The organism is Nonomuraea sp. NPDC059194 (assembly GCF_042754765.1).
In the GTDB taxonomy this organism is placed as follows: Bacteria; Actinomycetota; Actinomycetes; order Streptosporangiales; family Streptosporangiaceae; genus Nonomuraea.
Genome location: NZ_JBHZBH010000011.1, coordinates 1 through 22,929, shown reverse-complemented (window position 1 = coordinate 22,929; position 22,929 = coordinate 1). Strand labels below are relative to the sequence as shown.

Annotated in this window: 24 protein-coding genes and 1 pseudogene; 7 read left to right on the top strand and 18 right to left on the bottom strand. The window is 70.5% G+C overall.

What is annotated here, in order from left to right:
* Positions 1–68 precede the first annotated feature (68 nt).
* The 12 genes and pseudogenes from narI to ACFXJ8_RS16040 all read right to left on the bottom strand — a co-directional run bounded on the left by narI (position 69) and on the right by ACFXJ8_RS16040 (position 13,357).
* Complete coding sequence (narI, locus tag ACFXJ8_RS16095) at positions 69–800, bottom strand: respiratory nitrate reductase subunit gamma (RefSeq protein ID WP_379644662.1); 732 nt, start codon at positions 798–800, stop codon at positions 69–71.
* The gene (narJ, locus tag ACFXJ8_RS16090; RefSeq protein WP_379644661.1) at positions 797–1,423 is read right to left on the bottom strand and encodes a nitrate reductase molybdenum cofactor assembly chaperone; all 627 of its coding nucleotides are present in this window, start codon (positions 1,421–1,423) and stop codon (positions 797–799) included. Before narJ ends, narI begins: the two co-directional genes overlap by 4 nt.
* Positions 1,420–3,075, bottom strand: coding sequence for a nitrate reductase subunit beta (gene narH, locus ACFXJ8_RS16085; protein ID WP_379644660.1), 1,656 nt, complete (start codon positions 3,073–3,075; stop codon positions 1,420–1,422). The genes narJ and narH overlap by 4 nt, the downstream gene beginning before the upstream one ends.
* Positions 3,075–6,731 (bottom strand): nitrate reductase subunit alpha, encoded by a 3,657-nt coding sequence (locus ACFXJ8_RS16080; protein ID WP_379644659.1) that lies wholly within the window; start codon positions 6,729–6,731, stop codon positions 3,075–3,077. The genes narH and ACFXJ8_RS16080 overlap by 1 nt, the downstream gene beginning before the upstream one ends.
* Positions 6,732–6,896: 165 nt before the next feature.
* Positions 6,897–8,135, bottom strand: coding sequence for an MFS transporter (locus ACFXJ8_RS16075; protein WP_379644658.1), 1,239 nt, complete (start codon positions 8,133–8,135; stop codon positions 6,897–6,899).
* Between the two features lie 383 nt (positions 8,136–8,518).
* Positions 8,519–8,827 (bottom strand): hemerythrin domain-containing protein, encoded by a 309-nt coding sequence (locus tag ACFXJ8_RS16070; protein WP_379644657.1) that lies wholly within the window; start codon positions 8,825–8,827, stop codon positions 8,519–8,521.
* Positions 8,824–9,372 carry a YceI family protein gene (locus ACFXJ8_RS16065; protein ID WP_379644656.1) on the bottom strand — a complete coding sequence of 183 codons (549 nt, stop codon included), beginning with the start codon at positions 9,370–9,372 and terminating at the stop codon, positions 8,824–8,826. The genes ACFXJ8_RS16070 and ACFXJ8_RS16065 overlap by 4 nt, the downstream gene beginning before the upstream one ends.
* 134 nt (positions 9,373–9,506) lie before the next feature.
* A pseudogene (locus ACFXJ8_RS16060) lies at positions 9,507–9,575 on the bottom strand (hypothetical protein); the annotation flags it as partial.
* Between the two features lie 126 nt (positions 9,576–9,701).
* On the bottom strand, positions 9,702–10,463 hold the full coding sequence (locus ACFXJ8_RS16055; protein ID WP_379644655.1) for an ABC transporter substrate-binding protein: 762 nt from the start codon (positions 10,461–10,463) through the stop codon (positions 9,702–9,704).
* A 165-nt stretch (positions 10,464–10,628) separates the two neighbouring features.
* Positions 10,629–11,039: a hypothetical protein gene (locus ACFXJ8_RS16050; protein WP_379644654.1), complete on the bottom strand. Its 411-nt coding sequence runs from the start codon at positions 11,037–11,039 to the stop codon at positions 10,629–10,631.
* A gap of 133 nt (positions 11,040–11,172) precedes the next feature.
* Positions 11,173–12,018 (bottom strand): universal stress protein, encoded by an 846-nt coding sequence (locus ACFXJ8_RS16045; protein WP_379644653.1) that lies wholly within the window; start codon positions 12,016–12,018, stop codon positions 11,173–11,175.
* 133 nt (positions 12,019–12,151) lie between these two features.
* Positions 12,152–13,357 (bottom strand): MFS transporter, encoded by a 1,206-nt coding sequence (locus ACFXJ8_RS16040; RefSeq protein ID WP_379644652.1) that lies wholly within the window; start codon positions 13,355–13,357, stop codon positions 12,152–12,154.
* A 123-nt stretch (positions 13,358–13,480) separates the two neighbouring features.
* On the opposite strand from ACFXJ8_RS16040, the gene ACFXJ8_RS16035 reads away from it, so the two are divergent.
* A complete protein-coding gene (locus ACFXJ8_RS16035) occupies positions 13,481–14,401 on the top strand; it encodes a GlxA family transcriptional regulator (protein WP_379644651.1) in 921 nt (306 codons plus the stop codon).
* A gap of 24 nt (positions 14,402–14,425) precedes the next feature.
* On the opposite strand, the gene ACFXJ8_RS16030 is transcribed toward ACFXJ8_RS16035, so the two are convergent.
* Both ACFXJ8_RS16030 and ACFXJ8_RS16025 read right to left on the bottom strand, forming a co-directional pair.
* Entirely contained in the window at positions 14,426–14,608 is a 183-nt protein-coding gene (locus ACFXJ8_RS16030) for a hypothetical protein (protein WP_379644650.1), read from the bottom strand.
* Between the two features lie 97 nt (positions 14,609–14,705).
* Positions 14,706–15,116 (bottom strand): heavy metal-responsive transcriptional regulator, encoded by a 411-nt coding sequence (locus ACFXJ8_RS16025; protein WP_379644649.1) that lies wholly within the window; start codon positions 15,114–15,116, stop codon positions 14,706–14,708.
* A gap of 89 nt (positions 15,117–15,205) precedes the next feature.
* Between ACFXJ8_RS16025 and ACFXJ8_RS16020 the strand changes: the two genes are divergently transcribed.
* Positions 15,206–16,231, top strand: coding sequence for an alkylmercury lyase family protein (locus ACFXJ8_RS16020; RefSeq protein ID WP_379644648.1), 1,026 nt, complete (start codon positions 15,206–15,208; stop codon positions 16,229–16,231).
* Between the two features lie 163 nt (positions 16,232–16,394).
* Here ACFXJ8_RS16020 and ACFXJ8_RS16015 read toward each other — a convergent pair whose 3' ends face one another.
* Positions 16,395–17,186 (bottom strand): superoxide dismutase family protein, encoded by a 792-nt coding sequence (locus ACFXJ8_RS16015; RefSeq protein WP_379644647.1) that lies wholly within the window; start codon positions 17,184–17,186, stop codon positions 16,395–16,397.
* A gap of 84 nt (positions 17,187–17,270) precedes the next feature.
* Between ACFXJ8_RS16015 and ACFXJ8_RS16010 the strand changes: the two genes are divergently transcribed.
* The 3 genes from ACFXJ8_RS16010 to ACFXJ8_RS16000 are packed head-to-tail and all read left to right on the top strand — an operon-like array spanning position 17,271 to position 18,753.
* Positions 17,271–17,660: an ArsR/SmtB family transcription factor gene (locus ACFXJ8_RS16010; RefSeq protein WP_379644646.1), complete on the top strand. Its 390-nt coding sequence runs from the start codon at positions 17,271–17,273 to the stop codon at positions 17,658–17,660.
* A complete protein-coding gene (locus ACFXJ8_RS16005; protein ID WP_379644645.1) occupies positions 17,657–18,403 on the top strand; it encodes a cation transporter in 747 nt (248 codons plus the stop codon). Before ACFXJ8_RS16010 ends, ACFXJ8_RS16005 begins: the two co-directional genes overlap by 4 nt.
* Positions 18,403–18,753 carry a DUF3703 domain-containing protein gene (locus tag ACFXJ8_RS16000; protein ID WP_379644644.1) on the top strand — a complete coding sequence of 117 codons (351 nt, stop codon included), beginning with the start codon at positions 18,403–18,405 and terminating at the stop codon, positions 18,751–18,753. The genes ACFXJ8_RS16005 and ACFXJ8_RS16000 overlap by 1 nt, the downstream gene beginning before the upstream one ends.
* A gap of 15 nt (positions 18,754–18,768) precedes the next feature.
* On the opposite strand, the gene ACFXJ8_RS15995 is transcribed toward ACFXJ8_RS16000, so the two are convergent.
* From ACFXJ8_RS15995 to ACFXJ8_RS15985, 3 genes are all read right to left on the bottom strand, one after another.
* Positions 18,769–20,007 (bottom strand): YibE/F family protein, encoded by a 1,239-nt coding sequence (locus ACFXJ8_RS15995; protein WP_379644643.1) that lies wholly within the window; start codon positions 20,005–20,007, stop codon positions 18,769–18,771.
* Positions 20,008–20,162: 155 nt separating this feature from the next.
* Positions 20,163–20,837, bottom strand: coding sequence for a vitamin K epoxide reductase family protein (locus tag ACFXJ8_RS15990; protein WP_379644642.1), 675 nt, complete (start codon positions 20,835–20,837; stop codon positions 20,163–20,165).
* Positions 20,818–21,429, bottom strand: coding sequence for a DsbA family protein (locus tag ACFXJ8_RS15985; RefSeq protein WP_379644641.1), 612 nt, complete (start codon positions 21,427–21,429; stop codon positions 20,818–20,820). Before ACFXJ8_RS15985 ends, ACFXJ8_RS15990 begins: the two co-directional genes overlap by 20 nt.
* A 263-nt stretch (positions 21,430–21,692) precedes the next feature.
* Between ACFXJ8_RS15985 and ACFXJ8_RS15980 the strand changes: the two genes are divergently transcribed.
* Both ACFXJ8_RS15980 and ACFXJ8_RS15975 read left to right on the top strand, forming a co-directional pair.
* Positions 21,693–22,052: an ArsR/SmtB family transcription factor gene (locus ACFXJ8_RS15980; protein WP_379644640.1), complete on the top strand. Its 360-nt coding sequence runs from the start codon at positions 21,693–21,695 to the stop codon at positions 22,050–22,052.
* 303 nt (positions 22,053–22,355) lie between these two features.
* On the top strand, positions 22,356–22,685 hold the full coding sequence (locus ACFXJ8_RS15975) for a hypothetical protein (protein WP_379644639.1): 330 nt from the start codon (positions 22,356–22,358) through the stop codon (positions 22,683–22,685).
* Positions 22,686–22,929 lie beyond the last annotated feature (244 nt).

Sequence of the window (22,929 nt, the reverse complement as noted above, 5' to 3'; positions counted from 1 at the left end):
CCTCCTGGTCCTTGCCGCATCTGTCCTCGGTACCGAAGGCGCGCCGTCTGACCCGTAACCGGCACCTGTCAGCGCGACGGCTCCCAGCCGCGTCGGGGCGGGCGGGCACCAGTCGGTTGCTCGTCGCGGCTGCGGTAGACGATATAGGGCCGGGTCAGGTAGCCGACGGGCGCGGTGAGCATGTGCACGAGCCGGGTGAACGGCCAGATGGCGAACAGCAGCAGCGCGCTGAGCGCGTGCAACTGGAACAGGATCGGTGCGCCGGCCATCAGCTCCGGGTCCGGGCTGAAGTAGAAGATCGACCGGAACCAGGGCGAGATGGTGGTGCGGTAGTCGTAGCCGCCGCCGACGATGTTCGCGACGACCGTCGCCGCCAGGCCGAGCACGATGGTGCCGGCCAGCACCGCGTACATGAGCTTGTCGTTGCGGGTGGTGGCGGTGAACACCGGTCCGACGGTGCGGCGGCGGTAGATGAGGATCGCCAGGCCGCCGAGGGTGGCGATGCCCGCGATGGTGCCGAGCACGACGGCGGCGACGTGGTAGGCGTGTTCGCTGACGCCCGCCGCCTCGGTCCAGCTCTTGGGAATGACCAGGCCGCCGATGTGGCCGAGCAGGACGACCAGGATCCCGAAGTGGAACAGCGGGCTGCCGATGCGCAGCAGCCGGGACTCGTACATCTGCGACGAGCGGGTGGTCCAGCCGAACTTGTCGTAGCGGTAGCGCCAGATGTGCCCGAGCACGAACAGCGTCAGCGCCACGTACGGCGCCACCACCCACAGCAGGACGTCGAGGGCGTTCACCGGGATGCCTCCATGACGGCGTAGGGTTCCAGTCCGACCTCCTCGGCCGGCGGCCCTTCGGCCGCCAGCCGTAGCGCGGCCTCCTTCTCGCGCGGGCCGGCCGGGGGCAGCGTGGCCGCCACGGCGGCCACCACGTCGGCGTACGGCGAGCGCTCGTCCTCCAGCGCGGTGCGCAGCAGTTCCAGTCCCGGCCGGTGCTCCTGCAGCAGGCGTCGGGCCTCCCGTACGGCGCCGCGGGCCGACAGCTCGCACACCACCGCCACGTGGTCGGGCAGCTCGCCGTCGGCGACCTCGAAGCCCGCGGCGCGCAGGGCGTGCTTGAAGCGCAGCAGCGCCCCGCCGCGCTTGCGGGTGTCGCCGTAGGCGTAGTACGTCAGGTACGGGCAGCAGCGCCGCTGGAGGTCGAAGGTCGCCACGTAGTGGCCGGCCAGGTCGGCCTGTGCGGTGCCGGCGGCGTGGTCGAGGAAGGCGGTCAGGCGGTCGCGGACCTCCCCTGCGGGCAGCGCGGCCACCGCCTCGGCCAGCACCTGCCGGGCGCCGTACACGCGGTCGTCGGGGTAGCCGAGCAGCACCGACGCGACCAGGTGAGCGGTGCGCAGCTGGCCTTCGTCCAGAGCCGTCATGACGTGTCCCCGTTTCTCTTCGGGAAGAGCCCGTCGGGGGTGCCCTTGCCGTCCCAGTTGAGGAGGTTGACGCGGCCGCGCAGTTCGCCGGCGTCGCCCAGATCCTCGCCGGCCTGCCGTTCTCGCAGCGCGTGGAAGTTCTCCACCGCGACCGGGGCTGGCATGCCGGAGGCCTCGCCGAACGGGCCGCCCATGCCGGGCCCGCCCTCGTAGTCGAGGCTGCAGCCGGTGGCCAGCTCCTCCAACTGCGCGCCCTGCTCGGCGTGGGCCTTGGGGATGACGTACCGCTCGGCGTACGGGGCGAGGGCGAGCAACCGGTGCATGCCTTCGACCTGCCCGCCGCTCATCCCCACGGCGGCGGCGATCGACTCGTCGGGGTCCTGGCCGAGGTTGAGGCGGCGCATGTAGGAGCGCATCGCGGCCAGGCGGCGCAGCACGCCGCGCACCGGCTCGGGGTCGCCGGCGGTGAACAGTTCGGCCAAGTAGCCGATCGGGATGCGCAGGGCGTCGATCGCGCCGAAGAGGTTGCCGGCGTCCTCGCCGTCGTGGCCGGTGCCGGCGAGCACGTCGACCACGGGCGACAGGGGCGGGATGTACCAGACCATCGGCATCGTGCGGTACTCCGGGTGCAGCGGGAGCGCCACGCCGTACTCGAAGATCAGCTTGTGGATCGGGGAGTGGCGGGCCGCCTCCAGCCAGTCCTCGGGGATGCCGGCGGCGCGGGCGGCGGCGATCACCTCGGGGTCGTGCGGGTCCAGCAGCACGCTCTTGTGCGCCTCGTACAGGTCCTTGTCGTCCGGGACGGAGGCGGCCTCGGCGACGCGGTCGGCGTCGTACAGGATCAGGCCGATGTAGCGCAGGCGGCCCACGCAGGTCTCCGAGCACACGGTCGGGATGCCGACCTCGACCCGCGGGTAGCAGAAGGTGCACTTCTCGGCCTTGCCGGTGCGGTGGTTGAAGTACACCTTCTTGTACGGGCAGCCGGTCACGCACATCCGCCAGCCCCGGCAGCGGTCCTGGTCCACCAGGACGATCCCGTCTTCGGAGCGCTTGTACATCGCGCCGGACGGGCAGGAGGCCACGCACGAGGGGTTGAGGCAGTGCTCGCAGATGCGCGGCAGGTAGAACATGAAGGCCCGCTCGAACTCCAGCTTCACCTGGCCCGACAGCTTGCGCAGCACCGGGTCGGCCGGGGCCAGCTCCGGGCCGCCGGCCAGGTTGTCATCCCAGTTCGCGCTCCACGTGATCTTCGTTTCCTTACCGGTGATCAGCGACTTGGGGCGGGCCACGGGCGTGTCCTCGGTGGCCGGAGCCGAGAACAGCCGGTCGTAGTCGTAGGTCCAGGGCTCGTAGTAGTCCTGGAGGGACGGCATGAGCGGGTTGGCGAAGATGGTGAACAGCTTGCGCAGCCGTCCGCCCGCCTTGAGCCGCAGCCGGCCGCGCCGGTTCAGCTCCCAGCCGCCCCTCCACCTGTCCTGGTCCTCGTAGGTACGCGGGTAGCCCTGGCCAGGACGGGTCTCGACGTTGTTGAACCACACGTACTCGGTCCCGGCCCGGTTGGTCCAGGCCTGCTTGCAGGTGACCGAGCAGGTATGGCAGCCGATGCACTTGTCCAGGTTCATCACCATGGCCAGCTGCGCCATGATCCGCATCAGTAGTCGACCTCCTGGGAACGGCGGCGGATCACGGTGACCTCGTCGCGCTGGTTGCCGGTGGGCCCGAGGTAGTTGAAGGCGAAGCTCAGCTGGGCGTAACCGCCGATGAGATGGGTGGGTTTGACCAGCAGCCGGGTGAGCGAGTTGTGGATGCCGCCGCGCCGCCCGGAGGTCTCGCTCTTGGGCACGTCCACGACCCGCTCCTGGGCGTGGTACATGTACACGGTGCCCTCGGGCATGCGGTGCGAGACGACCGCGCGGGCCACGACGACGCCGTTGCGGTTGACCGCCTCCACCCAGTCGTTGTCGCCGATCTTCGCCTTGGCCGCGTCGGCCGGGCTCATCCAGATGGTCGGCCCACCGCGGGACAGGGTGAGCATGAGCAGGTTGTCCTGGTATTCGGAGTGGATCGACCACTTGGAGTGCGGGGTGAGGTAGCGGACCGTGATGCCGTTCTCGCCGGACTCTCCCACGCCGGGCTCGCCGAACATCGCGGTCATGTTCAGCGGCGGCCGGTAGACCGGCAGCGCCTCACCCGCCTCGTGGATCCAGTCGTGGTCGAGGTAGAAGTGCTGGCGGCCGGTGAGGGTGTGCCAGGGCTTGTGGTGCTCGACGTTGATGGTGAACGCCGAGTAGCGCCGCCCGCCGCTCTCGCTGCCCGACCATTCCGGCGAGGTGATCACGGGCACGGGCCGGGCCTGGGTGTCGGCGAAGGTGATCTGCTTGTGCTCGTCGGCCAGCCCGTCGAACGACGTCCCGGTACGCCTGCCCAGCGTGGCGAAGCCCTGGGCGGACAGGTGCCCGTTCGTGGTGCCCGACAGGGCCAGGATGGCCTCGCACATGTCGATGTCGCGGGCCAGGGACGGGCGGCCCTCGGCGACGCCGCCGCGGACGGTGCCGTTCATCCGGCTCAGCCGGTCGATCTCGCCGGAGACGTCGAATGTCAGTCCCTTGGTCGTGGCGCCGAGCCGTTCCAGCAGCGGGCCGAGAGCGGCCATCTTCTCCGCGACCGCCCCGTAGTCGCGCTCCACCGTGACCAGCTTGGGGAAGTCACGTCCAGGCGTGGGCGTCCGGCCCGTCGCGCGCCAGTCATGCACCCGCCCGTGCGGAGTGGCCAGCTCGTCGGGCGTGTCGTGCAGCAGCGGCACGGCCACCACGTCCGTGCGGGTGCCCAGGTGAGTCCGGGCCAGGGCGCTGAAGGCCTGGGCGATGGCGTGGAAGGCGGCGAAGTCGGTGCGGGTCTGCCAGGGCGGGTCGATCGCCGGGGTGAAGGCGTGCACGAAGGGGTGCATGTCGGTGGAGGACAGGTCGTGCTTCTCGTACCAGGTGGCGGCGGGCAGCACGATGTCGGAGAACAGCGTGGTGGAGGTCATCCGGAAGTCCAGCGACAGCAGCAGGTCGAGCTTGCCCCTGGGGGCCTCCTGCGGCCAGGCGAGGCTGTCGGGCCGCTGCCCGGGCGCGGCCTCCTCGGCGCGTACGGCCGAGTCGGTGCCCAGCAGGTGGCGCAGGAAGTACTCGTTGCCCTTGGCCGAGGAGCCGAGCAGGTTGGCCCGCCACACCGTCAGCACGCGCGGCCAGTTCCCCGGCGCGTCGGGATCCTCGCAGGCGAACCCGAGCCGTCCTTCGCTGACCTGCTGGGCGACGTACGGCCCCGCCTCCGCGTCCGCCGCGGCGGCCTCGTCGGCCAGGTCGAGCGGGTTGCGGTCGAACGTCGGATAGGACGGCATCCATCCCAGCCGCGCCGACTGCGCCAGCAGGTCCGCGGTGGCCTTTCCGGCGAACGCGCCGCCGCCGAGCGGAGAGGAGACGACGTCGGCGCTGTAGGTGTCGTAGCGCCACTGGTCGGTGTGCAGGTACCAGTAGGCGGTGCCGATCATCTGCCGGGGCGGGCGCGACCAGTCCAGGCCGGACGCCAGCTGCGCCCAGCCGGTGATCGGCCGGCACTTCTCCTGGCCGACGTAGTGTGCCCAGCCGCCGCCGTTGACGCCCTGGCATCCGGTCAGCGTGGTCAGCGCCAGGAACGAGCGGTAGATCGTGTCGGAGTGGAACCAGTGGTTCGTCCCAGCCCCCATGATGATCATGGATCGGCCGCGTGATTCCTCGGCGTTGCGGGCGAACTCCCTGGCGATGCGGGCCGCCGCGACGGCCGGGACGGAGGTGATGGCCTCCTGCCAGGCAGGCGTGTACGGCTCGGCCGCGTCGTCGTAGCCGGACGGCCACCGCCCCGGCAGCCCCTCGCGGGCCACGCCGTACTGGGCGAGCATCAGGTCGTACACCGTGGTGACCAGGTGGCCGCCGACCCGCCGCACCGGCACGCCGCGCTCCAGCACGCCCTGCTCATGGCCGTCGAATCGGGGCAGCGCGACCGGCACCGACTCCTCCCCCATCACGGTGAGCAGCGGGTCCACCTCGCCGAGGTCGAGGTTCCAGCGGCCCTGGCCCTGCTCGGAGTAGCGGAAGCCGAGCGAGCCGTTCGGCACGACCGGCTCGCCGGTCCGCGCGTCCAGCAGCACCGTCGCGAACGCCGCCTCCTGCCCGTCCTGGCCGAGATCGGCCGCGGTGAGGAACTTGTCCGGCACGTGCCCGCCGCCGTCCCGCTCGCGCAGCCGCACCAGGAACGGCAGGTCGGTGAAGCGCTTGACGTAGTCGGTGAAATACGCCGTCGGCCGGTCGACGAAGAACTCCTTGAGGATCACGTGTCCCATGGCCATGGCCAGCGCGCCGTCCGTGCCCGGGTGCGGGGCCAGCCACTCGTCGGCGAACTTGGCGGCGTCGTTGTAGTCGGGCGCGAGCACGACCACCTTCTGGCCCCGGTAGCGCGCCTCGGCCATGTAGTGGGCGTCGGGTGTGCGGGTGACCGGCACGTTCGAGCCCCACAGCATCAGGTAGGCGGCGTCCCACCAGTCGGCCGACTCAGGGACGTCGGTCTGGTCGCCGAACACCTGCGGTGAGGCCACCGGCAGGTCGGCGTACCAGTCGTAGAACGACAGCATCGCCCCGCCGATCAGGGAGATGAACCGGGCGCCCACGGCGTGCGAGGCCATCGACATGGCCGGGATGGGCGAGAAACCGGCCACGCGGTCGGGGCCGTACGTCTTGATGGTGTGCACGTGCGCCGCGGCGATGATCTCGCATGCCTCGTCCCAGGTGACGCGCACCAGGCCGCCCTTGCCGCGGGCCGACTGGTAGCGGCGGCGCTTGTCCGGGTCTGTGGTGATCTCCGCCCAGGCCGCGACCGGGTCGCCCAGCCTCGCCTTCGCCTCGCGGTACATCTCCACGAGCACGCCCCTGGCGTACGGGAAGCGCACCCGGGTGGGCGAGTAGGTGTACCAGGAGAACGCCGCGCCGCGCGGGCAGCCGCGCGGCTCGTACTCCGGCCGGTCGCCGCCCACGCTCGGATAGTCGGTCTGCTGCGCCTCCCAGGTGATCACGCCGTCCTTGACGTACACCTTCCATGAGCACGAACCGGTGCAGTTGACCCCATGGGTGGAGCGCACCACCTTGTCGTGGCTCCACCTGTCGCGGTAGAACACGTCGCCTTGGCGGCCGCCGATCTGGTGCAGCGTGCGCAGGTCGCCGGAGACCTCGCCGGGGCGCAGATGCCTGCCCAGCCGCAGCAGGGCGTCGCTGACCGGCCCGTCCATACCCGCCATACGCGAACTCCTCATCTCACCTGACGCACCGGACATGCCTGCCATTGGCGTTTTCATGACCATCGATCCGCACAGGAAACCCGCGGACCTGCGCAGGATGCCCAGGAGGACACCTCGATCCTTGCGGCCGGCACCCGGAACCTGTCAGGGTCTTTGGTCCCGCTTTCAGGTCCTGAAAGTCCCGACCGCGACTCGCCGCCGGGCTGTGGAACGGACCGCGGTGACCGTCAGCACCAGCATCAGCACCGACACCCCCGCCAGCAGGCCCAGGCCCAGCCCGTAGGAGCCGAACAGGCTGTAGACCAACCCCATCACCAGCGGCGGCACGAACCCGCCGAGCCCTCCGGCAGCGCCGACCAGGCCGGTGACCGAGCCCACCTTGTCGGCCGGGGCCACCGCCGCGACCAGGGCGAAGGTGGCCCCGCTGCCGGCCCCGAGCGCCGCGGCCATGGTCAGGAACGCGACCGTGCCCAGCATCATCAGCGGCGGGGTGAACGCCTGCACCGCGGCGCAGAGCGCGACAACGGCGAACGCGGCGCCCAGGACGGGAATCGACCCGATCCGGTCCGAGAGCCAGCCGCCGACCGGACGCATCACGACCGCCAAGATCACGAAACCGGCCATCCGGTTGGCCGCGTCGGCCTGCTCCAGGCCATAGGCCGACTGCAGGTAGACCGGCAGGTAGACGGAGAAGGCGACGTACCCGCCGAACGCCACCGCATACAGCACGCATGCCTGCCAGGTGATCGGCAGGCGCACGGCCGCGGCCAGGCGCGCCGTGATCGACTGGGCTGGTGCCGTACGGCCCGGCGCGTCCCGCAGCAGGAACCCGGCCACGACGGCGTACAGGGCGAGCACGGCTGCGGTGAGCAGGAAGGGGGTGGCCGAGCCCCCGGTCCTGACGAGCGTGACCGTGGTCAGCGCGCTGATCGCGGTGCCGCCCATGCCCATGCCGAAGACACCGACGGCCAGGCCGCGGCGCTCGGGCGGGAACCAGGCGCTGACGAAGGGCACGCCCACGGCGAACACCGTCCCGCCGATGCCCAGGAAGAACCCACCCACCAGCAGCGCCGCCAGCGAGCCCTGCCCAGCCACGCCGATGAACAGCACCGGGACGATCGTGGCCGCCGAGATCAGCGGGAACATCACCCGGCCGCCGAACCGGTCGGTGAGCGCCCCGACGGGGATGCGGCCCAGCGAGCCGACGATCACCGGCACCGCGACCAGCAGCGCCTGCTGGGAAGCCGACAGGTCCAGCAACTCCTTGAACCGCGGGCCAAGGGGGCTGAGCAGCGCCCACGCCCAGAAGTTCACCGCGAATCCCACGGTCGCCAACGCCAGCATCAGCACCGGCCGGCGGGCGGAGCCGCGTGGGACTGTTGGGTGGCTCGTGTCGGTTTTCATCTCATTCGTCCTTGTCATGCTTAACGGAGGTGCCGTGGTGTATCCCGCCATTTCCGGCCAGGTTGTTCGGCCCGGTCGAGATTCCCGCAACGTGCGCAGGGCGGGCAGGGTGGTTCGGCCGACCGCGAACCGCCCGCCTTTGCCCCCTCGCATCCCACTGCGAAAGCTCCATGCCCTGTAGGGGCGAAAGTCCCGCCGGTTGCGTGCTTTGTGCCTGATCTTCACTCGCCATGCCCGGCGAGCACCGACGTACGCGCGTGGCGCGTACCAGCGTCGACGCGGATACGGCCAGATCCGCGTCCGCACCGACGCTCGTGACCATCGGCGTCAGGCGTGAACCCAGCTCGGCGGGCAAGGCTCGTGCATGCGGTCGAACGAGGGCTCTATCTGCTGGCCGCGGACTGCTCGGGGGTAATACGGTCCCAGGCGGCTATCGGCAGCATGATGATCGAGGCGGGGAACAGTCCGTGCTCCTCGTGCTCGATGTGCTCGCGCAGCTTCTCCAATGCCTCCGGCACGACTGGCCAGGCCGGGTCCTCACGGTCGATCGCGCCGAGCATCCCGTGGATGTCGTCGTGCTCGGCGCAGAGCCGGTCGACTTCGTCGGCCAGCGACCCCTCGGCGCGAAGTTCGGCGAAGAGTGCCTGGAATTTCCCCTGATAGAGGGGATCGGGACTTTCGTCCTCCGTCACTGATTCGGTACGAGGCCGCAGGCGAACTGCACCACGACTTCGTCGCTCACTTTGAGTGCGCCGAAGAACGCCGAGTAGGGCCGAATTCCCCAGTGGGACTGCACGATGGCCGCCGAGCCGTGTACGCGGCCGTCGGCCAGCGCGCCCTGTAGCGTGACCGGCCGTGTGACGCCGACCAGGGTGAGGTCGCCCTCGACGCGGAACGACTCCGCGGTTCCCTCGACCCGCGACGACCGGAACGTGATCGTGGGATGACGCTCGACGAGAAGGATCTTGTCACGAATGATCTTCCCGATCTCCTCCCGATCGGAGTTCGTGAGCGCCTTGACTCCGCCGGTTCCTTCCTCGACCTGGAGCGATCTGGCGTCGACCTCGACGGTCACCGAGCAACTGGCCGGGTCGGCGGGGTCGACCGTGGCATCGCCGCGCCAGCGGGTGACGCCGATGGTGAGATCGTGGCCGGCCTTCGCGCCAAGTCCGGCACGCGTCGTCTTGACCAGGAACCGGCCGGACTCGGGCCCCAACGTGTAGCTACCAGCGGCCATGCCCACAATGCCAGGCTAGCCCCACCCACCGCGCCGACCCCACCGCCCCTGGCCCGCCGTACCGGGCACGACGCACAGACCGCGACCCGCTCCAGCCCGCCATTCTCCACCCCCGACCGGAGCCCGACGGCGCTCCGGTCGAACAGCACGATCTCCCCCGCGGCCGGAAGGTGTTCGACGTAACGCTGGAAGTACCACTGGATCCGCTCCCTGCCGGGAGCCCGCCTGCAGGCGAAAGAGCTCCTCCTCGTACGGCTTGCGCGGCAGACGCCCGCCCCTGCCCATGCCCACTCCCTTCTCAGCGTGCCACCCGACGCAACTCCCAGGCGTCAGGGCACACCCCATCTCCGCGCGAGCTCGGCATAGGCGCCGTCCCGCTTCATATCGGCGAGGGCCTTGTCGACGGCGGCCACGAGGCCGGGGTCCGACTTGCCGAAGCCGATGCCCAGCGGCTGCGGTTCGTCCGGGACCTGGGCCACGATGCGAAGACCAGGGGTCTTCCGCGCGAGCCATTCGGCCACCGGATAGACCTTCATCACCGCCGTGATACGGCCGGCGTCCAGGTCGGCCATGGCCTCCTCGATGCGGTCGAAGGGATAGACCTTCACACTGCCGATCTCGCCCTCGGCCTGCATCCTCACCGCGACCTCGTAGTCGGTGGTCGCCGCCTGGACACCGACCGAGGCGCCTTTCAGATCGGCGATGCCGCGGATCGCGGGGTTCCTCTCGGCGTCGACGACCAGGCTCAGCGTCGTGGTCATGTAGGGAGTCGACCAGGCGAGAATCTTCTCGCGGGCCGGCGTGATGGTGATGCCGCCCACGATGCAGTCGTAGCGACCGTCCTGCATCTCGCGCAGGATCGTCTCCCACTGCGTGTCGACGAACTCCGGTCTGCGGCCGAGCCGTTCGGCGATCTCGGTCATCAGGTCGACCTCGAAGCCGACCTTGGCACCATCGGAGATGTATTCGAACGGCGGGTTGACGAAATAGGTGCCGATGCGCAGAACCCCGGGCGGCGGGGAGCCGGGGGCGGTGCCCGCGCCCAGGAGGGCCAGGAACGACAGCACTGCCACGCATGTCCGCCAGTTCATGACGTCACCCGCCTGCCTCGGGACGAGACTCCATCAGTCCGCCTTGGTCTGACGCTCCTGGCGGACGCGGGCCGCACGCCGACGCCGACCCGCCGCTGTTGGCGACGTTGGTGCCGGTCTCGACGTAGCGTCCAAGGCGCTCAACTGCCCCCATGCCCTCAGGTTTCACCCGCCCCGGGTCCTGGGTCCGAATCCGCATCGGCCCTCAGGAGGAACACGAGTCACGGCATGGCGCACGGTTGCGATCAGCCACAACGCGACCGTGGCGGCGACGAGCGTCGTCAGGGCCGTCTCGCTGGCCGTCATCAGCGCCACCATGGAGGACAGCAGAGCCGTGATCCCGAGCGCGCTCGCCAGGGCGATGTAGAGCAGCGTGGCCGGCGAGCGTCGCCTCGTGAAGAGATCTCCCCTGCTCATCTCGCACCCCGCGACCGTCCCGAGCAACACGATCACGCTGGTGACACCGCCCACGTGGCGAACGACAGGCAGGTCGGCGCCGACGAGGAACAGGGCGTAGACCACGACGATCACGCATACCAGCGTCGTGGCCACGGCGTCCTTCCACGTCAGTCTCATCCTGCCCTCCTTCACCGCAAGGTCGAACGCTGGTTCGCCGAGCTGGAACGGCGCTGCCTCGATCGCGGGGTGTCCTGCTCCCTGGACGCACTCACGACCGCCCTGGAGGACTGGATCAAGGCCTGGAACCTCATTAGGCGGTACGGACCACGGCGACCGGGCAGTGCGCGTGGTGCAGAACTCCCCTGCTCACCGACCCGAGCAGCACCCGCTCCAGGGCGTTCCTGCTGTGACTGCCGACGACCACCAGATCAGCCTGCGCCGACGCCTCGGTGAGCGCCTCCACCGGGTGCACCTGCCGGACGTCCTTGATGACGCGCACGTCCGGGTGCTTGTCGCGGTACACGGCGATGGCCTCGGTGACGAGTTGCAGCTGTGATGCGCGCAGGTCGTCCAGGTCGCGGGCGAGCGCCGGTGAGTACATGGGCGTGGGCAGCTGCCAGGCGTGGATCGCGCGCAGCGTACTGCCCCGCAGCGCCGCCTGCTCGAAGGCGTAGGCGAGCGCGGGTCCGCAGTCCGACGCGTCGTCGACGCCGACCACGATCTCGCCGCGAACGGGCCCCTGCTCGCCGCGGATCACGATGACGGGGCACGCGGCCTGATCTGCCACATGCATGCTGACCGATCCGATCAGCGCCCCCGCGAACCCGCCCAGCCCACGACTGCCGACGACGATCTCGGCCGCTTCCCCCGCGGCCTCGAGCAGGACGGCCGCCGGAGCACCCTGGACCAACCGCGTGTCCACCGTGACCGCAGGCTCGCGCGTGCGCGCGACCGCCTCCGCCTCGGCGAGGAGCTTCTCGCCCGCGCGGATCATGGTGTCCGGCCATTCCTGCGGAGGGAACGTGGCGTTCTGGTACGGCCAGCGGTCCACCGCGTGCACGATCCGCAACGGCATGGCCAGGCGCAGCGCGTCATCGGCGGCCCACTCCACGGCTGCCCTCGCTGCGGCCGAACCGTCGAACCCAGCAATGATCATGATTCCTCCTTCGTCCCTCCCATGGCACTCCCGTCGGCCGAGCGGTGACAGGGCCGAAGGTCCCTGCAACACAGGTCCGAGGACATCGCCCGGCTCGCATGGCGCGGCCAGTCGCCCTGCAGACGATGACCAACTACGTCAACAAGCTGGCCGAGACCGCGATCGACCGACCTCTGACCTCCTGAGGTTCCCGGCCCAGCCGCCTGACCGGCTTGATCAACAGCAGCGCCGCCACCACGCCGACCGTCACCAGGGCCGACCCCAGCATGAAGGCGCGCGGTTCGACCAGCGCGGTGACCGGACCGGCCAGCGCCTGCCCGACTGCCATGCCCGCGACCGACCCGGCCACCTGGTAGGCGTTGACCCGGTTCACCACGTCCGTCGCGACCTGCGTCTGCACGCTGGTCGACCACATCACCGACCAGAACGCCAACGCGCACCCCCCGAGCAGGTGCCCGGCCATCAGCAGCGGCAGCGGCAGCCCGAGCGCGACCGTCAGCGGCACCGCCACGTACCCGCTCAGGGCCACCGCCCCGGCCGCCAGCGGCCTGCGCGGCCTGAGCCTGATCGCCACCAGCCCGCCCAGCACGGTGCCGAGGCCGAGCGACGCCATCACCCAGCCGTAGTCGGCCCCGATGACCTGCGACGACAGCGGCACATACGGCCCGACCACCAGAACGCCCCAGAACACCCAAACCAGGATGACCGACCACATCCAGCTCCTGGCCTTGAACTCCTCCCAGCCCCTGCGCAGGTCGCTCAGCACGTTGGAGGGCTCCGACCTGGGTACGGTGACCCGGACCAGCAGCAGGCACACCCCGCTGACCAGGAACGTCGCGGCGTCCACCGCGTAGACGAAGACCGGCCCGGCGACGACGATGAGGACTCCGGCCAGTGCGGGACCCGCCAGTTGGGTGACCGCCTCGGCGATCTTCAGCGTCGCGTTGGCCCGCTGCGGATCTTTGGCGACCAGGGGGACCATGCCGTTGACGCAAGGTTCGAACACCCCGGCGGCCGTGCCCGACAAGAACGCCATCACCAGCAACAGGGCGTACGGCGGAGCGCCATCCAGGAAGGCGACAGCCACGACCCCCTGGGTGACGACCCTGACCACGTCCGCGCCGATCATCAAGCGCCGGGCGCCGATCCGGTCGGCGACAACCCCGCTGAACAACATGACCAGCACAGCCGACGCGGTCCAGAGCGCGAGCACGTAGCCGACGCCCGCGATCCCATAGACTTTCCCGATCGCCAGCGCCGAGGCGACGGGCATCATCGCGTCACCGAGCAGCGAGATCGTGCGGGCCCCGAAGTAGAGGGTGAAGCTCCTCGTCCACATGAGCCCCAATTCTGGATTTTTCCAGATCAGAGCACCGGTGTCCCAAATGACATCATTGGGTACATTTGCGCCATGCCCCTGGATTGCCCGGAAACGCCCCCGACGCCTCCCAGCCCGCATCGCGTGGTCGCCTTGGTCGCCCCGAACCAGGAGCTCTACCCGGTCACCTCCGCCTCAGCCGTCTTCGGCTACCACGGCCCCGACATCCCCCAGCACTACAGCTTCAGCCTGTGCGCCGAGCACCCCGGCTCCCTCCCCACCACCCTCGGCGTCCCCATCCAGGTGGACAGCGGCCTCGAAGCCCTCGACGCCGCCGACACCGTGGTCATCGCGGGCTGGACCCTCACCCACTCGCCCGCCGTACTCCACGCGGTGTCCCAAGCCCACGCCCGAGGCGCCCGCATCGTCGCCGTCTGCGCCGGAATCTTCATCCCCGCCGCCCTGGGCCTCCTGGACGGCCGCCGCGCCTCCGTCCACTGGGAACTCTCCGGTGAACTCGCCGCCCGCCACCCCCGCGTCATCCCCGACGACACCGTCATCTACGTCGATCACGGCGACGTCGCCACCGCCGGAGCCTCGGCCGCCACCCTCGACCTCTGCCTTCACCAGGTCCTCCAGGAGTACGGCGCGGCCCACGCCATGCGCATCGGCCGCCAGCTCGCCGCCGGTCCGCACCGCGAGGGCTGCCAGCGCCAGTACCCTCCCCTCCCCACCACCGGCCCCATGCCAGACTCCCTGGCCCCCCTGCTCGAATGGCTCCTCTCGCGCCTGCCCGACCAGATCACCGTCGAGGACATGGCCGCCTACTCGGGCGTCTCCCCCCGCACCCTCACCCGCCAGTTCGCCGACCAACTCGGCGTCCCACCCGCCCGCTGGCTGCTGGAACGCCGCCTGGCCGCCACCCGCGCCCTGCTGGAGGAGACCGACCTGCCCGTCGAGACCATCGCCACCCGCGTCGGCCTCTCCTCGGCGGTCAACCTCCGCCGCCGCTTCCACACCGCCCTGAGCACCACCCCGGCCGCCTACCGCCGCTCCTTCCGCTGAAGGTCCCGGGCGGTTCCGCCGCGATCACAGGACGCGGGCGGAGGTCTCGCGCTGGCAGCACGATCGCGCGGGACACCTCCAGCCGGTCAATGTCCGGTTGCTGGCCTCGCCAGGTGCTCCTCCGTCGTCCTGCAGGCCGCTCACGTCGCCGAGATCGGGTTTGCCCGCAGGCGCGGGGTGCAGGGCGGGCAGACGGCGGATGGTCATCGGAGCCTCCCAAGGGCGGCTGAGGCTGACGGACTCTTACCGGTCCGCCCGCCGCTGGTGGAGTGATCCTCCCCAGGCTGATGACCGCTGCAGGACGTTAGGCACTGGTCGCCGGGCTGACCAGGATGCTGCACACCTCTTCGCTGGCGCATCGTGCGGGGTCGGTGGCAGCGGCGCGGCGTTTGAGCAACTGCAGGGCGTCGCGAGCCTGGGCGAGCTCGGTCAGGCGCTGCTCGATCTGGGCCAGGTGCTGGTCGATCAGGTCGGTGACGTGCCGGCAGGGGGCTTGGCCGCCGTCGCGGATGGCCAGGATGCCGCGGATCTCGGCGAGGGTGAGTCCCGCGGCCTGGGCGTCGCGGATGAACCCCAACCGGAATGCTGCCTCGTCGGGGTAGTCGCGGTAGCCGGCCGAGGTGCGGGGCGGGGCGGCCAGCAGCCCGGCCTCTTCGTAGAACCGGATGGTCTTGGCGGTCACCCCGGCTTGTTCGGCGAGCACTCCGATGCGCATGCTTGCAGCCTACGCTTGACCTTCCAGCGTACTGGAACCTCTACCGTCCATGTCAGCGACCACGCGCTGACCAGGACCAGGAGGCGATCATGCTGCAGCTGACCGTGCTGACCGTACCGGACTGCCCGAACGAGGCTGTCCTGCGCGAGCGGCTCGCCCAGGCCCTCACCGGGCACCCGGACGCGTCGATCACCCACCACGTGATCGACAACGGGGCCGATGCGGTCCGACTGGGGATGCACGGCTCCCCGACCCTGCTGGTCAACGGGGTCGACGTCTTCGCCGCGCCGAACACCCCGGCCAGCCTCTCCTGCCGCCTCTACCGCGATGAGAGCGGCCCGACCGGCGGAGCCCCCTCGGTGGCGGCGCTGCGTGAAGCGCTTCGGCACGCCGCCGACAACCCGATCCCGGCCCCGCTCGCCCAAGCGGCCGGCCGTGCCGGGCTCGGGCGGGTCGCCCCGGTCGAGGGCGGGCTGCGGGCGGTGCACCAGCGCGTCCTGCGCGCCTTCGCCCACACCGGCCGGCCGCCCACCCAGTCCGACCTGGACGAGGCCGCCGCCCCGTACGGCACCACCGGCGCCCGGGTGATGGCGCAGCTGCACGCCGCGGACTTCCTGCGCCTGGACAGCAGCGGGGCGATCAGCGCCGCCTACCCCTTCTCCCCCGCCCCGACGCCGCACCGCGTGCGGATCAGCAGCGGCCCGCAGGTGTATTCGATGTGCGCGATCGACGCGCTCGGCATCGCCGCGATGCTCGGCAAGGACGTGACGATCCGCTCCGCCGAGCCCGGCACCGGTCGCCCGATCACCGTCACCGTCCCCGCCGACGGCGGCGCGGTGGCGTGGGAACCGGCCTCTGCTGTGGTCTTGTACGGCCAGCAGCAGGCGGGCTGCGGGACCTGCCCGCCCGAGCTCGACGCCGATACCGCCGATGTCGCGGTGCCGTCGGTCGCCGCGGACGTGTGCTGCGGCTACATCAACTTCTTCACCAGCAGCGACGCCGCCGACGCCTGGGCCAAGAGCCATCCGGCCGTCGCTGGGCAGGTGCTCGCCCAGCGCGAGGCCTTGGAGATTGGTGTGCACATCTTCGGCCCGCTCCTCCAACCCCTGCCATAGGTGGCCCTCCACCTTGCTGGCACCTCGGTCGCCTTGCTGGCAGGAAGGACGCGACTCGGCCAGGCGCCGACGGCCGTTGATGCCCTCCTGCGCCACGGCGCGACCGCGCCGTGGCGCTGCGGTGTGGCAGCGGCCGTTGAATCGGGTGACCCGAACTGCGGCGTCAGCGTTCGGTGATCACGCCGCAGGCGATGCGGCCGCCGGAATCGCCGGTCTTGAGGGTCTCGGCGTCAGGGCCGGCCTCGCCATCCGTCCGGCGGTAGCGGTCGGGAACATTGGCCTGGTTGTCCGGTCCGGCATGGATGACGATGGCGCTGCCATCGCGGTCGAAGAGCGGCTCCACCCGGAATCGATCGGTGACGGAGGATGCGTTGCCTGTGCCGTCCGCGCTCACCAGGAGGGCGGGCAGATCACCGGAGTGGTCGGGATGGGAGCCGGAGCCGAGATTGAAGTGACCGCCCGCACTGAAGAACGGGCTGCCGGTGGACGGGTCGGTCGATCGGGGATCGCAGACACCCTTGGCGTGAACGTGGAAGCCGTGATATCCGGCGGGGAGGCCGCGGACGGCAACGGTGATCTTGGACGTGCCGGAATCCCCGTCCTCGATGCGGAGCGAGCCTACGCTCTTGCCGTCGGTGTTCTTGATGACCGCCTCGGCCGCCGGCTGCCCCCGCATACCCTCGGCTGTCCCGGCGGCGGCGAGACCAGCCGCTCCCACGCCCAACGTGGCGGCTAGAGCCAGATGCACTTTTCCAGGCATGACATCCCCCGTACCTGGTTGCGCTCGTCCATGTTCCAGGAAGGTCCAGATACCCGTTTTCGCACCAGGCAGTCGCCCCGCTGCGCGTGCCGCCGATCGCGACGAAGAGACCGTTCCGCATCGCCACATCCCGTGCTGCGGAACAGCAGGGCATGCTTCGGTGTCGGCACCGACGCGGTGCTCGACTTCTGGCATGAGCGCACCTTGCGAGGGTGGGGGCGCATTCACGGGTACCCCGCCCCTTGCCAAGCCATCGCCCAGTATGGCTATCATCGTCGTATGGCGATCAGTGAGGGTGGCCGGTGCGTGAGCGCCGACATCGCGGCGGGCCTGTCGCCTGCGGCAGCCCTGTTTCATTCCCTGTCCGATGAGACCCGGCTGCGCATCGTGGCCAGGCTGGCCCGAGGGGAGGCGCGGGTGGTGGACTTGACCGGCGAGCTCGGGCTGGCCCAGTCCACCGTCTCCAAGCACCTGGCCTGTCTGCGTGATTGCGGGCTGGTCGACTACCGCGCCGAAGGACGGCAGTCGTTCTACGCGCTGACCCGCCCGGAGCTGATGGACCTGCTGGCCTCGGCCGAGCAACTGCTGGCCGCCACCGGTCATGCGGTCGCCCTGTGCCCGATGCCTAGCCGGGCCGGGGACCCGGCAGAGCAGGCGAGGCCGTCATGACGTCGCTGGGCATGCCAGGGCTCGGGCCGACCGCCGACCGGCGCGAGGTGCTGCGGCGCCGGATCCGGCTGCTGGTGGCCGCCACGATCACCTACAACGTGATCGAGGCCGCGGTGGCCATCACCGCCGGCACCATCGCCTCCTCCGCCGCGCTGATCGGCTTCGGCCTGGACTCGATCGTCGAGGTGGCCTCGGCGGCCGCGGTCGCCTGGCAGTTCTCCGGCGCCGACCACGAAAAGCGCGAGAAGACCGCCCTGCGGATCATCGCGATCTCGTTCTTCGCGCTGGCCGCCTACGTCACCTTCGACGCCGTGCGCGCGCTGCTCGGCGCCGGCGAGGCCGACCACTCGACCCCCGGCCTGATCCTGGCCGCGCTCAGCCTGATGATCATGCCGGTGCTGTCGGCCGCCCAGCGGCGCGCCGGCCGCGAACTCGGCTCGGCCTCGGCCGTGGCCGACTCCAAGCAGACCCTGCTGTGCACCTACCTGTCGGCGGTGCTCCTGGTCGGCCTCGCGCTCAACAGCCTGTTCGGCTGGTCATGGGCCGACCCCATCGCCGCGCTCGTGATCGCCGCGGTGGCGGTCAAGGAAGGCCGCGAGGCCTGGCGCGGGGACGCCTGCTGCGCCCCGAACCCGCTGGCCGCCGGCACCTCCACCGCTGCACCTGCCTCTGGAGCAGCCTCGGATTCGGCTTCGGCCGGATGCGCCGACGGCTGCTGCTCCACCGACCGAAAGGACGACTGATGATCGGCCGCCGGATGCCCGCCCGCGTGCGGGCCGCCTACACCAACGAGATGAACGCCGCCCGCGCCGCCATCGAGCCTGAGGCCCGCTGGAGGCACCTGGAGCGGGCGCACATCATCTCCCAGCCCTGGCCCTGGCCGCACACCTGCAACCACATCGCCATGTTCGCCCTGGCCATCGCCCAGCGCGACCGCCGCGAAGCCGTCGGCCAAGTGATACGGATCATCGTCGCCGCGCCGGGTTCGGCGCTGGGCCGCTACCCCGAAGGCAACACCGGCCGCGCCCGCGTCAGCCTGACCCAGCCCATGCCGATGCCCGCCGACCTGGCCGCCGTGCTCCAGTCGCCCTGAGGGCGCCCAACTGGCTCAGGCCACCCGATCCGGCAGCGCTTCGTGCCCGCGCCGGTGTCGGGCGCGGGGCGGGCCGTCATCGTGACCGGAACCCGCGCCGCGGGCGTGGGCCAGGGCGGCCAGCGCGGTGGTGATCGGCACCGCCGCGATCAGCCCGAGAGTGCCGACCACGGCCCGGACGATCTCCTGGGCCAGTACCGGGTTGGTGACGATCTCACCCAGTCCCTGGTCGCCGACGCTGATCAGCAACAGCAGCGGCAGCGACGCACCCGCGTACGCCAGGATGATCGTGTTGATCACCGAGGCGATGTGGGCGCGGCCGACCCGCGCGGCGGCCCGATACAGCTGGGCGAAGCGGTAGCCGGGGTTGGCGTGGGCGAGCTCGGCGACGGTGACGGACTGGGTGACGGTGACGTCGTCGAGCACGCCGAGCGAGCCGATGAGGATGCTGGCCAGCAGCAGGCCCTGGGTGTTGATCCGGTAGCTGGTGTCCAGGTAGAAGGAGCTCTCGTCGGTGATGCCGTTCAGCCGCACCAGGTCGATGGCCGCATAGGCCAGCAGGCCGGTCAGGGCGAGGCTGAACAGAGTGCCCACGATCGCCATCGAGGTGGTGATGGTGAAGCCATGGGTCAGATACAGCACCGACAGCATGATCGCCGCGGCGCCGATGATGGCCACCAGCAGCGGCGACTGCCCGGCCAGAATCGCCGGGATGACGAAAGCCAGCAACAGTACGAAGGTGATGGCCAGCCCGACCAGCGCGCTCAGCCCGCGCCAGCGGCCGAAGGCGAGCACGGCCAGCACGAAGGCGGCTGCGGCCAGCCACAGCGGCGATGAGCGGTCGTGGTCGGAGATCTGGAACGGCGAGACCTTCAGGATCGGTTCGGGCGAGTAGACCAGCCGGATGTCATCGCCCACGCTGAAGCGCTGCGCGCCGGGACCGCTGGGCAGCTGGGTGGTGATGCGCTCGCCGCTCTGCACTCCGCTGGTCAACTCCACCTCGGCGCTGCCGCAGGTGGCCGGATCCGGCGGCGCCATCTCTCCTTCCGCCAGCCCATCCGGCGGGGGCGTCTTGGGGCACTTCTTCAACGTGATGGCGGTGATGGTCCCGGTCAGGCGTTGCAGCCCGGCCTGCGCCTGCGACGCCTGGCCCACGGCGTCGGCCGGGCCTGGTGGGGCGGCGGGCCACATCCAAAGCAGTGCGGCCAGCGTGGCCAGCGCCAGCGCAACGATCACCACCACGGTTGCGATCACGGCGCCTCGTGGGCTCGGCCCGGCCGGGTGATGCGAATGGTTGGCGCCCACGCGGCACGTTCTCCCTCAGTTGTGGTCGGTCTGGGCGGTCATCGCCGCCGGACCCCGGGGCGCGTTGCCCGCAGGCGCCCGCGGCGCGATGATGGCCGACAGCCTCAGATCAGGGTGCTCCAGTAGGACCAGAACCGCACACCGATCAGACCGATGACTGCCAGGAACCAGACCGTCAGCGGCACGCTGTGATAGCCGATGACCGCCTCGGCTGCCCGGCGCGCTCCGGCGGGGGCGGGCAGGTGGCCCTGGCGCAGGTTGTGCAGGGTGACGTACCAGAACAGCGGGATGGTGACCGCCCACACCACCATGCAGTAGGGGCACAGCGCGCCGATCTCGTACAGGCTCTGGACGATCAGCCAGTGCACGAACACCGCTCCGGCGGTGACGCCGGCCTGCAGGCCGAGCCAGAACCAGCGCGCCAACCGGGCACCGGCCAGCAGGGCGGCGCCGAGCCCGGCCACGACGGCGAAGCCGGCGATGCCCAGCAGGGGGTTCGGAAATCCGAACACCTCCGCCTGCGGCGTGCGCATGATCGACCCGCACGACAGCACCGGGTTGATGCTGCAGCTGGGCACATAGGCCGCGTCCTTCAGCAACGCGATCTTCTCGATCGTCAGCACAAACGAGGCCAGCAGGCCGATCGCACCGCCGATCAGCAGCAGGACGGGCAACAGGCGAGGAAACGGCCCGCTCGCAGAGGGACGGGGGGCGGGGGCCGCGCGGTCGACGTTCACGGCAGAGGCGGCGGCCGCGGTCTTACTGGGCGAGCGCCGCATCGATGGCCGCCTTGAACTCCTCCATCGAGTTGGGCTGGAGCTTGCTGCCGTTGAGGAAGAACGCCGGGGTGCCCTCCACGCCGGCGGCTTGCCCGTCAGCGACGTCGGCCTTGATCCGCCTCAGCGTGGCCGGATCGGCATACGCCTTCTCCCAGGCGGCCATCTCCAGGCCCAGGTCCTTGGCGAATCCGCGGAAGACGTCGTCGGCGGGCACCTGCTTTTCGCCCCACTGGGTCTGGGTCTCATACATCCGCCGGTGCATCGCCTCGAACTTGCCCTGCTGGGCCGCGGCCTCCACCGCGCGGGCGGCCCGCTCGGCGTTGAAGTGGCCGGGCAGCGGGAAGTAGCGGACCACGAACGTGACCTTCCCGGCGTAGTCCTTGCGCAGCTGTTCCACCGCGGGGAAGACGGCCCGGCAGCCCTCGCACTCGAAGTCCAGGAACTCCACCAGCGTCACCTTGCCGTCCGACGCGGTCTGCAGCCGGTGGCTGTCCGGGCGCACCAGCTGCGCCGCCGCCGCGCCCGCTGCGCCAGCGTTGCCGGGCTGCCCGGCGCTGGAGCCGAACCTGTTGACGGCGAAGACGACCGCCACACTACGACGAACATGGCGATCACCGTGACCGTCACAGCGAGATTGCGGCGGCGGACGGTAGCGCCCTGCTCGGGTGCCCGCATGGCATCGACTTTCGCGCGCGGACCCTCGCCCTGCTTGTCCTGTCGCGACACGCCGTCCCCCTCACCCCGCACCATGTCGCCTCAATCTAACGGACATTGATATGAGCAGCGGTCTGACCGGGCGGCGGCCGCACGCAGCCCAAGCCGGAAGGACGCGGCGGGCGCTGTTACCGTGACCGGGTGACAGACGAGCGATGCGACCTTCTCTGCCTCGACCTCCCACACGCCGAGCAAGTCCGCGCCCGCCTGGCAGGAGAACACAACCTCACCTCGGCCGCCGAGCGGGCCAAAGCCCTGGCCGACCCCTCCAGGCTACGCGTCGCCCTGGCGCTGGCCGCCGGAGGCGAGATGTGCGTGTGCGACCTGGCCTGGGTCTGCGCCTTCAGCCAGAACCTGGTCTCCCACCACCTGCGAGCCCTGCGCACCGCGGGTCTGGCCACCTCCCGCCGAGACGGCAAGCTCGTGATGTACCAGCTGACCGCGGCCGCCCAGCCCCTGATCGACCTGCTGCTGGAAGCGACGGCCACGCTCGACCCATGACCTGGCCAGCGTCACAACCGGTTCACCGCACGCCGTAGGCGCGGGCGAACGGCTCGAACCGCTGCGGATGGATCGTCCATCGATGCCAGAATGCGACCTCGCGCAACGAAGCCTCCGGCCTGATCCCGTCAGCCGAACACAGACGCCTGGCTAGAGGCTCTGGCGTTCGGGATGCACGGCACGCCTCGGTGTGCTGTGTGGGCCACCGCCAGGTTGAGCAGCATCCGCACGTGAGCGTCCTCGATCCGCGGCATGCTGGCCAGCCGTGACGCGGGCCGGCCGCCCTGCTAGCACGTCGCCACCTTGATCGACACCCACCTGGAAAAGCCGGAAGAGCTCAACCAGCGCATCACCGAGCTACTGGCCACCCGCGCCGCCCCCGCAGACCCTCCAGCAGCGGGCCGCCACGGTCGATCCGGCCAACGTGCTCCCGATAGCGTCTGCACCATCCTCACCAGCACCTGGCCGCACCTCACCCACTCTGGACGCGAGATCCCAGGGTCAGCCTCGGCCGGCCGCCGGATCCCGGCCTCCCTGCCGGCGAGCCAAGGCCTCAGGAGAAACGTGGGCGTATCGGGCCAGGGAGGCATGCTGCTCCACGGCCACGAGATCGCCGGCAAGATCGGTACGTAATGGTACGTGATCACGGGCGCATGCTTGCCATCGGCCGCATCCGGTGGCACATCCCAGAAACACAAAAGACCTGCATCTCTGCAGGTCAATGCGTGTTTTGCTAGGTAGATCGCGAGTGCCCCCTGCAGGTGTAAGCGGCCATCAGAAAGTGGCTCTGTCTCACTCCATGGGGTCGGGTCGTCATCGGTGACGCTCAGTTGTGGAGGATCATGGTCCGGAGGAGGTCGAGGTTGGCGCGGCCGAA